8 protein-coding genes are annotated in these 13,195 nt (G+C 67.8%); 4 read left to right on the top strand and 4 right to left on the bottom strand.

Annotation, left to right across the window (positions count from 1 at the left end; genetic code table 11):
• Window positions 1-294 precede the first annotated feature (294 nt).
• A complete protein-coding gene (cckA, locus tag ACIIOY_RS16630) occupies window positions 295-2,904 on the top strand; it encodes a cell cycle histidine kinase CckA (protein ID WP_411035792.1) in 2,610 nt (869 codons plus the stop codon).
• Window positions 2,905-2,946: 42 nt separating this feature from the next.
• Here cckA and ACIIOY_RS16635 read toward each other — a convergent pair whose 3' ends face one another.
• Together ACIIOY_RS16635 and ACIIOY_RS16640 are read right to left on the bottom strand one after the other, a co-directional pair.
• Entirely contained in the window at window positions 2,947-3,873 is a 927-nt protein-coding gene (locus tag ACIIOY_RS16635; RefSeq protein WP_411035793.1) for a pseudouridine-5'-phosphate glycosidase, read from the bottom strand.
• A 34-nt stretch (window positions 3,874-3,907) separates the two neighbouring features.
• Window positions 3,908-4,855, bottom strand: a complete 948-nt coding sequence (locus tag ACIIOY_RS16640; RefSeq protein ID WP_411035794.1) for a carbohydrate kinase family protein — start codon at window positions 4,853-4,855, stop codon at window positions 3,908-3,910.
• Between the two features lie 234 nt (window positions 4,856-5,089).
• Here ACIIOY_RS16640 and recA point away from each other — a divergent pair, with 234 nt between their 5' ends.
• From recA to ACIIOY_RS16655, 3 genes are all read left to right on the top strand, one after another.
• Window positions 5,090-6,178, top strand: coding sequence for a recombinase RecA (recA, locus tag ACIIOY_RS16645; protein ID WP_411035795.1), 1,089 nt, complete (start codon window positions 5,090-5,092; stop codon window positions 6,176-6,178).
• A gap of 314 nt (window positions 6,179-6,492) precedes the next feature.
• Window positions 6,493-9,153 carry an alanine--tRNA ligase gene (gene alaS, locus ACIIOY_RS16650; RefSeq protein ID WP_411035796.1) on the top strand — a complete coding sequence of 887 codons (2,661 nt, stop codon included), beginning with the start codon at window positions 6,493-6,495 and terminating at the stop codon, window positions 9,151-9,153.
• A 186-nt stretch (window positions 9,154-9,339) separates the two neighbouring features.
• Window positions 9,340-10,497 carry a GGDEF domain-containing protein gene (locus ACIIOY_RS16655; RefSeq protein ID WP_411035797.1) on the top strand — a complete coding sequence of 386 codons (1,158 nt, stop codon included), beginning with the start codon at window positions 9,340-9,342 and terminating at the stop codon, window positions 10,495-10,497.
• Here the strand turns inward: ACIIOY_RS16655 and ACIIOY_RS16660 are convergent.
• Window positions 10,494-12,173, bottom strand: a complete 1,680-nt coding sequence (locus ACIIOY_RS16660) for a SulP family inorganic anion transporter (protein ID WP_411035798.1) — start codon at window positions 12,171-12,173, stop codon at window positions 10,494-10,496. The two genes, ACIIOY_RS16655 and ACIIOY_RS16660, sit on opposite strands and share 4 nt — an antisense overlap.
• 274 nt (window positions 12,174-12,447) lie before the next feature.
• Complete coding sequence (locus ACIIOY_RS16665; protein ID WP_411035799.1) at window positions 12,448-13,083, bottom strand: glutathione S-transferase family protein; 636 nt, start codon at window positions 13,081-13,083, stop codon at window positions 12,448-12,450.
• Between the last annotated feature and the right edge of the window lie 112 nt (window positions 13,084-13,195).

Below are 13,195 nucleotides of genomic sequence, written 5' to 3' on the forward strand. Positions count from 1 at the left end.
GGTCACTCCTTGTCGGCAGATGGGCCTTTTCGTCAAGTCGGCAGCATTTGACGGCTTTTTACGGGTTGGTACAAGCGCCCGACGCCGCTTGTCCAGCGCCGATCGCCGTCCTCATCGTCGCCTAACTATGGCAGTGCGCGGAAATTGCGATGGTTCGGGCGGGAATATTCCCTGTGAATTCGCAGCCTTGCTTTCCACGGACGGCTTTTTGCGCTTCCCTCGGACGGATAAACATGATTCTGGCATCGGGTCCGGGCGAAGCGCAGCGCCCGGCTGGTGCAGGCGAGGGAATTGATGACGACGATGAAGCGGCCGGGCGAGGACAATCTGCCGATCGTGGACCGCGGCGTGCGGCCGGCGGTGGCGCTTCGCGTCGTGCTGCTCGCGCTCGTGCTGGCCGCCTCCGCCGGCGCCTTCATCGTCTTCAAGAACCAGCTCGACAACGAGCTCGTGCTGGGCGTCCTCGGCGTGCTCGCCATGGCCGGCATCTTTTTCGTCGTCTCGGCGCTGATCGGCTTCATCGAGATCATGCCGCAGGCGGCCGGCTCTGACGAGCTTGCGCGCTCCTTCCTCGATTCGCACCCGGACGGCATCGTCGTCACCGACCGCAAGGGCCGCATCGTCTACGCCAACGCCGCCTACGGCGCGCTGACCGGCGCGAGGGGCGACGCGGAGGTGCAGACGCTGGAGACGCTTCTGTCGCGCAACCGCGACGCCACCGAGGCCGTCTACCGGCTGACGAACGGCTTGCACGAGGGCAAGGAAGGCGCGGAGGAGTTCCGTGTCCAGAAGGCGCTCAACCCGTCCGCCGCGAGCGGCGCCGGCGCCCACTGGTACCGCCTGAAGGCGCGCGTCCTGCCGAGCCGCCAGAACGGCAAGCCGTCCCTCTACATCTGGCAGATTTCCGACATCACCTCCGAGCGGGACGACCAGGAGCGCTTCTTCAAGGAACTGCAGAACGCCATCGACTATCTCGACCATGCGCCGGCCGGCTTCTTCTCCGCCGGCCGCAGGGGCGAGATCGTCTATCTCAACGCCACCCTGGCCGAATGGCTCGGCATCGATCTTGCGAAATTCCACCCCGGCTCGCTCACCATCGCCGATGTCGTGGCCGGCGAGGGGCTTGCGCTCATCCAGTCCGTGCAGGCCGAGCCGGGCCTGAAGCGCACCGAGACGCTGGACCTCGACCTTCGCAAGACCGACGGCCGGAGCCTGCCGGTGCGCATCGTGCACCGGGTCTCCTCGATGCGCGACGGCGCGCCGGGCGAAAGCCGCACCATCGTGCTGGCGCGCGAGGAGGGAGGCGAGGGCGACCAGTCCGCCTCGATCGCTTCCATGCGCTTCACGCGCTTCTTCAACAATACGCCGATGGCGATCGCCTCCGTCGACGGCGCCGGCCGGATCCTGCGCACCAACGCGCCCTTCCTCAAGCTCTTCTCCGGCGTCGTCTCGCGCGACGACATCGACCGCGGCGCCAAGCTCGAAACCATCGTGCACGAGACGGACCGCCTGCGCCTGCAATCCGCGCTCGATGCCGCAAAGGACCGGCAGGGCGACATCGCGCCGATCGATTCCCTGCACCCTGCGGACGACGGCCGGCATTTCCGCTTCTACGTGAACGCCGTCATCGACCAGAGCGACGAGGCGCCGGAGGAGGCGGCCATCGTCTATGCCGTCGAGATCACCGAGCAGAAGGCGCTCGAGACGCAGATGGCGCAGACGCAGAAGATGAACGCGGTCGGCACGCTCGCCGGCGGCATCGCGCACGACTTCAACAACGTCCTGACCGCGATCCTCCTGTCCTCCGACCACCTGCTGCTTTCCGCGCGTCCTTCGGATGCGAGCTTCGCCGACCTCATGGAGATCAAGCGCAACGCCAACCGCGCCGCGGTGCTGGTGCGCCAGCTGCTCGCCTTCTCGCGCAAGCAGACGATGCGCCCGACCGTCCTGAACCTCACCGACGTCATCGGCGACCTGCGCATGCTCGTCGACCGCATGACGGGCACCAACGTCAAGATCGACGTCGATTACGGCCGTGACCTCTGGCCGGTCAAGACGGACCTCGGCCAGTTCGAGCAGGTGCTGATCAACCTCGCCGTCAACGCGCGCGACGCCATGCCGGAGGGCGGCACGATCACCTTCCGCACCCGCAATGTCCAGGCCGCGGAGATTGCGGCGCGGAACCTGCGCGACCTGCCGCCGGGCGACTATGTCGAGGTCGAGGTCGCCGACCAGGGCACCGGCATCCCGCCGGAAATCATAGACAAGATCTTCGAGCCGTTCTTCACCACCAAGGAGGTGGGCAAGGGAACCGGCCTCGGCCTCTCCATGGTCTACGGCATCGTCAAGCAGTCCGGCGGCTATATCTACCTCGATTCGGAGGTCGGCAAGGGCACGACCTTCCGCATCCTCATGCCGCGCCACACGGAAGAAGCCGTGGCGGAGCCCTCGACGGAAGCCGGGGCGATGCAGGGCGGCGAACAGCACCCCGCTGCCGCGCAGGCTCCGGAGAAGGAGCCGCGCGACCTCACCGGCGGCTCGGCCGTCGTGCTGCTCGTCGAGGACGAGGAGGCGGTGCGCCGCGGGGGCAAGCGCATGCTGGAAACCCGCGGCTACACGGTGCACGAGGCCGGCTCGGGCGTCGAGGCGCTGGACATCATGGAAGAGCTGAACGGCGCCGTCGACATCGTCGTCTCCGACGTCGTCATGCCCGAAATGGACGGTCCGTCGCTTTTGCGCGAACTGCGCAAATCCTATCCGGACCTGAAGTTCATCTTCGTCTCCGGCTATGCCGAGGACGCGTTTGCCCGCAACCTGCCCGCCGACGCCAAGTTCGGCTTCCTTCCCAAGCCGTTCTCGCTGAAGCAGCTTGCCGAGGCGGTGCGGGAAATGCTGGATGCCTGACGCGCCTGGAAAACGGCCGGCACAGCCGGCCGCCTCGCCAGTTCAGTCGGCCATCGCCACGGCGATCTCCGCCGCGAGCCGGGCATTGTTCTCCACCAGCGCGATGTTCGTCTTCAGGCTGCGGCCGTCCGTCAGGCGGAAGAGGCTGTCGAGCAGGTAGGGCGTGACCGCCTTGCCGGCGACCTCGTCGCGTTCGGCATTGTCGAGCGCGCGGGCGATGTAGATCTCCATCTCCTCGCGGGGGATCTCGTCGGCCTGCGGGACGGGATTGGCGATCAGCATGCCGCCGTCGACGCCGAGCTGGTCGCGCACCGCCTGGAAATTGGCGATCGCCGCCGGGCTGTTCAGCGTCAGCGGGCTTTTTAGGCCGGAATCGCGCGACCAGAAGGCGGGGAAGTTCGGGCTGTCGTAGGTCACCACCGGCACGCCGCGGGTCTCCAGCACCTCCAGCGTCTTGGGGATGTCGAGGATGGCCTTGGCGCCGGCGCAGACGACGATGACGCCGGTGCGCGACAGCTCGTCGAGGTCGGCGGAAATGTCGAAGGTCTCTTCCGCCCTGCGGTGCACGCCGCCGATGCCCCCGGTGGCGAAGACCCTGATGCCGGCGCGGGCGGCGGCGATCATCGTCGCGGCGACCGTGGTGGCGCCCGTGCGGCGTTCCGCGATGGCGAAGGCGAGGTCGGCGCGCGAAAGCTTCATGGCGCCCTCGGTCCTGGAAAGCGCCTCGAGCTGCGCTTCCTCGAGGCCGATGTGCAGCACGCCGTCGATGACGGCGATGGTCGCCGGCACGGCGCCTTCCTCCCGGATGATCCGCTCGACGCTGCGCGCCATGTCGAGGTTTCCGGGATAGGGCATGCCGTGCGTGATGATCGTCGATTCGAGCGCGACGATGGGCGCGCCGCGGGCCTTGGCGGCGGCGACTTCGTCCGAATACTGCATCGGCAGGAGGGAGGAGGCGGGTCTGGTCATGCTGTGTCCTTGCGGAGTTTCGGGCAAAAAAATCTCATGACAGGATTTCGGCCTGCGGCACAAGAGAAAGTGCGTCCGCAAGCGCGGCCTGCGACATTTCCTCGGCCACGGCGAGAGGCGAGCGCACGGTGATCGCCGCCGCCGCCACGCCATGGCGCAGGGCCTCGCCGATCCGCGCGCCGCCGAGGAAGGCGCTGAGGAAGCCGGAGGCGAGCGAATCTCCCGCGCCGGTGACGTCGCCGAGGGCCGGAACCGGCGGCGGCTTGACGACGACGGCGCCGTTCGCGTCGAAGGCGATCACGCCCCTGCCGCCGCGCGTCACCACGCCGGCCGGAAGGCCCGCCGCGCGCAGCGCCTCCGGCCAGCCGGCGGGGTTTTCCGGCGCCGCGCCCGTCAGCGTGCGCGCCTCGGCCTCGTTCATGAACAGGAAGGCGAGGCCGGGAAGGCTGTCGCGGAAGCGTGCGACCTTGGCCGGCGATATGGCGATGCCGGCGATCGGCACGCCTCCCGCCCTTGCCGCCCCGGTCATGGCGGCAAGCGTCTCGGCCGGCAGGTTCGCGTCGGTGAGGACGAGGCCGGCCGCCGCCATCGCCTCGCGCAGCGCGCGCTGCTGCAGGCGCCGCGGCGAGAAGAGGCGGTAGAGATCCATGTCGGCCAGCGCGATGACGAGGTTGCCGTCCCGCTCGATGATCGCCGTGTAGCTCGGCGTCGCCCGGTCGAGGAAGATGAACGGCGTGTCTTCGACGCCCGCCGCTTGCGCCGCCGCGGCGACGATGTCGCCGTCCGCATCGCCGCCCCGCGGCGAAACGAGGCGTACGCTGTGGCCGAGCCGCGAAAGATTGCGCGCCGCGTTGAAGGCGCCGCCGCCCGCCTCCACGAACCAGCTTCCGGGATTGCTGGCCCCCGGCACCGTCTCTCCGGTTATGCGCCCGCGCCTGTCCACATGGGCGCCGCCCATCACCAGTATCGTCCTGCCCGTCATCGCCTTCCTTCACGTCCCTTCGCCGATTCGGCCGCCGCCGCCCGCTCGGGCGGCCGGTCCCGCCCTGTTCCCGCGCGGCTTCCGCGCACCCGAAACGAAAATAGAACACCCCCTCGATTCGCAAAAATATTCAAATGGATGAATGCACCTTGCAAAACGAGAACAAAATGTGTACATAGCTTTCATCGGCGGCTTCGTTGCCTGTCTTGCTTCAATAACCTAAAGGTGGACCAAATGGCACAGAACACTTTGCGGCTCGTAGAGGATAAAACAGTGGATAAAAGCAAGGCACTCGAAGCGGCTCTCTCCCAGATCGAGCGCTCCTTCGGCAAGGGCTCCATCATGAAGCTCGGCTCGAAGGACAGCGTCGTGGAGATCGAGACGGTCCCGACGGGTTCGCTCAGCCTCGACATCGCGCTCGGCGTCGGCGGCCTGCCCAAGGGGCGCATCATCGAGATCTACGGCCCGGAAAGCTCGGGCAAGACGACGCTGGCGCTGCAGACCATTGCGGAAGCCCAGAAGAAGGGCGGCATCTGCGCCTTCGTCGACGCCGAACATGCGCTCGACCCGGTCTATGCCCGCAAGCTCGGCGTCGATCTCGAAAACCTCCTCATCTCCCAGCCCGATACCGGCGAGCAGGCGCTGGAGATCACCGATACGCTGGTCCGCTCCGGGGCGATCGACGTGCTCGTCGTCGACTCGGTGGCCGCGCTCACGCCGCGCGCCGAGATCGAGGGCGAGATGGGCGAAAGCCTGCCGGGGCTCCAGGCGCGCCTGATGAGCCAGGCGCTGCGCAAGCTGACCGCCTCCATCTCCAAGTCGAACTGCATGGTCATCTTCATCAACCAGATCCGCATGAAGATCGGTGTCGTCTACGGTTCGCCGGAAGTGACGACGGGCGGCAACGCGCTGAAGTTCTATGCCTCGGTCCGCCTCGACATCCGCCGCATCGGCGCGGTCAAGGAGCGCGACGAGGTGATCGGCAACCAGACCCGCGTCAAGGTCGTCAAGAACAAGATGGCGCCGCCCTTCAAGCAGGTCGAGTTCGACATCATGTACGGCGAGGGCGTCTCCAAGACCGGCGAGCTCATCGACCTCGGCGTCAAGGCCGGCATCGTGGAGAAATCGGGCGCCTGGTTCTCCTACAACAGCCAGCGCCTCGGCCAGGGCCGCGAGAACGCCAAGACCTTCCTTCGCGACAATCCGGACCTCGCCCGCGAGATCGAGACCGCGCTGCGCCAGAATGCCGGCCTCATCGCCGACCGGTTCCTCGAAAACGGCGGCCCGGATCCCAACGACAGCGGCGACGCGGCGGAAATGTAATCGCCGCGCAACGCTCTCAAAAAACTCGAAGGACCGGCCTCTTCTTCGCGAAAGGCCGGTTTTTTGATGTCTGGACAGGGCGCGAGGCGGGCGATAAAAGCCTTCAGTTCTCGCGCGCTCCGGGTTTTTCGGCCTTTCCGCAAGACAGGCGGCGGGTGCGTGACGTTTCGACGGAATTCGCGGATGGACGGCCCTGATCGGCCTTCCGGGCGGGCGCTCCGGCCGGCGAGGCGGCTTGGCCGTCGTTGCAGGGACAATTGGGTGGGTGATGCGCCGCTTTCCGGCGCGGACAGTGCAGAGATGAAGGACGCGATATGAGCGGCGTGAATGACATCCGGTCGACTTTCCTCGACTATTTCCGCAGAGAGGGCCACGAGGTCGTCCCGTCCAGCCCGCTCGTGCCGCGCAACGACCCGACCCTGATGTTCACCAATGCCGGCATGGTGCAGTTCAAGAACGTCTTCACGGGCCTTGAGACGCGCCCCTATTCCACGGCGGTCACCGCACAGAAATGCGTGCGCGCCGGCGGCAAGCACAACGACCTCGACAATGTCGGCTATACGGCGCGTCACCACACCTTCTTCGAGATGCTCGGCAATTTCTCCTTCGGCGACTATTTCAAGGAGCGCGCGATCGAGCTTGCCTGGAACCTGATCACGAAGGAGTTCGGCATCGACAGGAACCGGCTGCTCGTCACCGTCTACCATACGGACGACCAGGCCTTCGACCTGTGGAAGAAGATCGCCGGCCTTTCCGACGACCGCATCATCCGCATCGCGACGAGCGACAATTTCTGGGCGATGGGCGATACCGGCCCGTGCGGTCCCTGTTCGGAGATCTTCTACGATCACGGCGACCATATCTGGGGCGGCCCGCCGGGCTCGCCGGAGGAGGACGGCGACCGCTTCATCGAGATCTGGAACCTCGTCTTCATGCAGTTCGAGCAGCTCACCAGGGAAGAGCGCGTCGACCTGCCGCGCCCGTCGATCGACACCGGCATGGGCCTCGAGCGCATCGCCGCGCTGCTGCAGGGCAAGCACGACAACTACGACATCGACCTCTTCCAGGCCCTGATCAACGCGTCCGTCGAGGCGACCGGCGTTCCGGCCGAGGGCGAGGCGCGCGCCAGCCACCGCGTCATCGCAGATCACCTGCGCTCCTCCGCCTTCCTGATCGCCGACGGCGTGCTGCCGGCCAAGGATGGCCGCGGCTACGTGCTGCGCCGCATCATGCGCCGCGCCATGCGCCATGCCCAGCTCCTCGGCGCGAGGGAACCCTTGATGTGGCGGCTCCTGCCGACGCTCGTCGGCGAGATGGGCCGCGCCTATCCGGAGCTGCAACGCGCCGAAGCGCTGATCTCCGAGACGCTGAAGCTGGAGGAGACGCGCTTCCGCACCACGCTGGAGCGCGGCCTCAACCTGCTCTCCGACGCCACCGCGACGCTCCACAAGGGCGACACGCTCGACGGCGAGACCGCCTTCAAGCTCTACGACACCTACGGTTTCCCGCTCGACCTCACGCAGGACGCGCTGCGCGGCCGCGGCATCGGCGTCGACCTTTCCGGCTTCACCGACGCCATGGAGCGCCAGAAGGCGGAAGCCCGCGCCCATTGGGCCGGCTCCGGCGAGGCGGCGACGGAGACCGTCTGGTTCGAGCTGCGCGAAAAGCTCGGCGCGACGGAATTCCTCGGCTACGACACCGAGACCGCCGAAGGCGTCGTCGAGGCCCTCGTCAAGGACGGCAAAACTGTCGATGATGCCAAGGCCGGCGAGACGGTGCAGGTGGTCCTCAACCAGACGCCGTTCTACGGGGAATCCGGCGGCCAGGTCGGCGATACCGGCACGATAACCACCGACACGGCCCGCCTGACGGTGACCGACACGCAGAAGAAGGGCGACGGCGTCTTCGTGCACAGCGCGGTCGTCGAGGAAGGCGAGATCAGGGTCGGCGATCCGGTGGCGCTTGCGGTCGATCACGCCCGCCGCGCGCGCCTGCGCGCGAACCACTCGGCGACGCACCTGCTGCACGAGGCGCTGCGCGAGGTGCTCGGCACCCATGTCGCGCAGAAGGGCTCGCTGGTCGCGCCCGAGCGTCTGCGCTTCGACATTTCGCATCCGAAGCCCATCTCGACCGAGGAACTGCGCGTCATCGAGGACATGGCGAACGAGATCGTCGTGCAGAATTCGCCCGTCACCACCCGCCTGATGACCGTGGACGACGCGATCGCGGAGGGCGCGATGGCGCTCTTCGGCGAGAAGTACGGCGACGAGGTCCGCGTGGTCTCCATGGGCACCGGCGTGCGCGGCGCCAAGGCGAACCGGCCGTATTCGGTCGAGCTCTGTGGCGGCACGCATGTCTCGGCCACGGGCGAGATCGGCCTCGTGCGCATCGTCTCCCAGAGCGCGGTCGGCTCCGGCGTGCGCCGTCTCGAGGCGCTGACGGGCGAGGCGGCGCGCGCCTATCTCGCCGAGCAGGACGAGCGCGTGAAGGCGCTGGCGACGGCGCTCAAGGTGCAGCCGGACGAGGTGCTCGCCCGCGTGGAAGCGCTGGTCGACGAGCGCCGCAAGCTGGAGCGCGAGCTGACCGAGGCGAAGAAGAAGCTGGCGCTTTCCGGCGGCTCCTCCGGCGGCGAGGAGGGCGTGCGCGACGTCGCGGGCGTCAAGTATCTCGGCAAGGTCGTCACCGGCGTCGAGCCGAGGGACCTGAAGGGCCTGGCCGACGAGGGCAAGAAGAGCCTCGGTTCCGGCGTCGTCACCTTCGTCGGCGTCTCGCCGGACGGCAAGGCGAGCGCCGTGGTCGCCGTGACGGACGACCTGACGGGGCGCCTCAGCGCGGTCGATCTGGTGCGCCGCGCCTCCGAAGCGCTCGGCGGCAAGGGCGGCGGGGGCCGTCCCGATATGGCGCAGGCCGGCGGTCCGGACGGCGCCAGGGCGGCCGATGCCGTCGAGGCCGTCGCGACGGCGATCGCCGGCTGATCGCCCCATCTTTACACAGGTAACGATACGGCGGCGGGTGGGCAGCCCGCCGTTTGTTTGCGAAGTCTTCAAGGTTTTTGCCTAGCATCCCGTGCGTGCGGAGTGCGTGTTTTGATTGAAGACATCATCAGTATATCAACCTTGATGATTTGTACTTTCCTGGCGACCACGGTCGCCGGGATTTTCATGCTTCAGGTGTGGCTGACCGACCGGCGCCATGCGGCCGCCGGCTACTGGTGCCTTGCCATGTGGGTCGGCTCCTTCTGCACGCTGCTGTTCACGCTTCGCCCCTTCGGGTTTCCGCTCGTCACCGTCGGCCTCGGCAACGGGCTCGCCTCGCTCGCCTATGCCTTGATGTGGGCGGGTTTCCGGGTCTTCGACCGCCGCACCGTCTACCCGCTCGTCGTGCTGGGCGGGCCGCTCCTCTGGACCGTCGCCTATCTCGGCCTGCCCCCGGTGGCGCAGGACGTGAACGTGCGCATCGTCCTCACGTCGGCGATCGTCAGCACCTATTCCGCCTGGATCGGCGTCGATGTGTGGCGCGGGCGACGCGACGAGCATCTGCCGACGCGCACCATGTCGGCCATCTTCTTCCTGACGCACGGCCTCATCTATTCCCTGCGCATTCCGATGGCGATCGTCTCGCCCGCCGCCCTCGGCAACGGAACGGCCTATTCCGCCTGGTTCGCCCTCTTCTCGCTCGAACTCTTCGCCCATACGATCCTCGCCGCCGTCGCCATGCTGGTGCTGATCAAGGAGCGCGGCGAAGCGCTCTACCGGCAGGCCTCGCGCACGGACGTGCTGACCGGCATCGCGAACCGCGGATCGTTCCTCGACGACGTGCAGGCGCGCCTTGCCGGCAGGGCGCAGGGCACGCTGATGATCTTCGACCTCGACCGGTTCAAGGCGGTCAACGACACTTACGGCCATGTCGCGGGCGATACGGTGCTGACGGGCTTTTCGGCGCGCGTTTCCTCCCGGCTGGAGGAGGGCATGCTGTTCTGCCGCTTCGGCGGCGAGGAGTTCGCGCTCTTCGCGCCGCGGCACGACATCGAGCGGGCGCAAGCCTTCGCGGAGATGCTGCGCCGCGACGTCGCCGCCATGTCGGTTTCCTGCGAGGGGCGCGAGATCGGCGTATCGGTGAGCATCGGCCTTGCCGATGCGGCCACCTTCGGCGCGGATTTCGACCGCCTGCACTCGGCCGCCGACAGGGCGCTCTATGCCGCGAAGGAGGCCGGCCGCGACCGGGTCGTGCGGGCAACGCCCGCCGCGGAGCTCGCCGGCCTTGCCGGGCGCATGCGCGCACAGGTCGTGCCTGCCGCGGGCGCGGCCGTCGCCGGCTAGCGCGCGGCCCCGCCGGCTGCGATCTGCGCCATGGCAGCGTCCGCCGTCGGCGTGAAGGTCACGCGCGGCGCATGCAGCTCATGCGCCTCCAGGAGCCGCCGCATGTCGGGTTTCAGCCCCGCGATGAACACGCGCACCCCGGCGCGCTCGGCCTTGCGGACAATGCCTTCGATGACGCTGGCCGCGGTCGAATCCAGGAGCGGCACATCGGTGCAGTCGAGCACGAAATTGCGCCGCTGATCGGCGATGCGGTCGAGCACGGAGCCCACGCTCGCCGCCGCGCCGAAGAAGAAGACGCCGCTGATGCGATAGATCACCGTGTCCGGGTCGTCCGCCACCACCGGTCTTTCCGGCAGGCCGCTGTCCTCCCCGGCGTCCTCGATGGCGCGCACGAGGCGCGGCACGGTTTCCTCCCTGATGTCGACGGCCTTGCCCATGCGATCGATGAAGAGCACGGCGCCGAGCAGGAAGCCGACGACGATGCCTTCCGTCAAATCGCGGAAGACGACCAGCAGGAACGTGACGGCGAGCACGGCCGCATCGCCGCGCGAGGAGCGGAAGAGGGCGGCGATGGCGGGCCGCTCGACCATGTTGAACGAGACGACCGCGAGCACGCCGGCGAGCGCCGCGAGCGGGATATAGCTTGCGAGCGGCGCGGCGACGAGCATGAAGAGCAGCAGGAAGACCGCGTGCAGCATGCCGGAGACCGGGCTGGTGGCGCCGGAGCGCACATTGGTGGCGGTGCGCGCGATGGTGCCGGTCACGCAGATGCCGCCGAACAGCGCCGAGCCGATATTGGCGAAGCCCTGGGCGACCAGCTCCATGCTGGAGCGATGCCGGCGGCCGGTCATGCCGTCGGCGACGACCGCCGAAAGCAGCGATTCGATCGCGCCGAGCAGGGTGAAGGCGACCGCATCCGGCAGCACGGCGATGACGAGCTCCGGCGAGAAGGACGGAAGGGCCGGCACGGGCAGGCCGCGCGGTATGCCGCCGAAGCGGCTGCCGATCGTATCCGCCGGCAGCGAGAGGAGGGCCGTCGCGACGGAGGCGACGGCGACGGCGATGAGGAGGTTCGGCCAGGACGGCCGGAAGCGGCGGAGCAGCAGGATGACGGCGATGGTGAGCCCGGCGACGCCGAAGGCGGCGGGATTGAATGTCGGCCGGGCGGCCCAGAGCGCGGCGAGCTTTTCGAGGATGGGGCCCGGCTCGCGCCCGTCGAGTTTCAGGCCGAAGAGCTCGCCGATCTGGCTGGCGAAGATGATGACCGCGATGCCGGCGGTGAAGCCGACCGTCACCGGGTAGGGAATGAACTTTATGTACTTGCCGAGCCGGAGGTAGCCGGCAAGCGTCAGCATGACGCCGGACAGCAGCGTGGCGAGCAGCAGGCCTTCGACGCCGTGGCGCGCGACCGTGGCCGAGACGAGCACGATGAAGGCCCCCGCCGGGCCGCCGACCTGGAACCGGCTGCCGCCGAGCGCGGAAACGAGGAAACCGCCGATGATGGCGGTATAGAGCCCGCGGTCCGGCGTGACGCCGGAGGCGATGGCGATCGCCATGGAGAGCGGCAGGGCGACGATCGCCACCGTCAGCCCCGAAAGCGCATCGGCCCGCAAACGCGCCGGGCCGTAGCCCTCCGCGAAAACGCTGGCGAGCTTGGGCGTCAATGTATCGGTCATGGGAGCCTCGGGAGACCGGTGGGTGGGGGAAACGGGAGCCGGCGAGGGCATCTCACGCCGAGTCGCCCATTTTTGCAATAACGGAAGGCGAAGCCTTGCGAAAATTGCAGAACGGAAGAAAGCGCAGGATTTGTGAAATCGGCCCGTTTTCCGCCTATCCCTACGCGAACATGGGTGTGACCTATCGCTGGCTCTACGGCACCTGAGACGCCGGGCGGAGGCGGCGGCCGGGCTGTCTGACGGGCCTTGCCCAGCCGCGGCGGCGAGCGGATGTTCAGTCCTTCGCCGCCTGAAGCTGGCGATGCATTTCCTCGTCGTCGAGGGCGGTTGCGCGCTTGCTGGCCGGCCGGTCCTTCAGGCGGTCCCAATAGGCCTTGAATTCGGGCCGCGGCTCCAGCGTTCCGAATTGCAGGCCCCAGCTCACTTGGGCGCCGACATAGACGTCCGCTGCCGTGAAGGTATCGCCGGCGATGAAGGGATGGCGCGTCACCGCGAACGACAGGGTATCCATCACCGATTCAAAGCTGCCGCAGCCGATGCTGCGCAGGCGCTCCTTCGGCACCTCGATCCCGAAGCTCTTCAGCGAGGCCGCCGTTTCCAGCGGCCCGGCCGCGAAAAAGAGCCAGCGGTAATAGTCGCCGCGCTTGTCCGTCGACGGCGCAAGGCCCGCCTGCGGAAAGGCATCGGCGAGATAGGCGCAGATGGCCGCCGCCTCGCTGACGACCGTCCCGCCGTGGCGGATGGCGGGCACCTTGCCCATCGGATTGACCGCGAGATAGTCGGGCGACTTCATCGAGCCTTCGAATGTCAGCCATTCCGTGCGGTAAGGCACGCCGACCTCCTCCAGCATCCAGCGGGCGATGCGCCCGCGCGACATCGGGTTGCTATAGAAAACCAGGTCCTCGGCCATGCCTTCCTCCTCTGCAAGCGGCGGAACGGAGGATAGGGCGCGGTGCGACGGCCGCAAGGGCAGGAAACGAAAAAGCCCGGCGCTCGGCCGGGCTTTTCGTGGATGTTTCGGC

The organism is Shinella agrisoli, assembly GCF_046557955.1.
Lineage (GTDB): Bacteria > Pseudomonadota > Alphaproteobacteria > Rhizobiales > Rhizobiaceae > Shinella.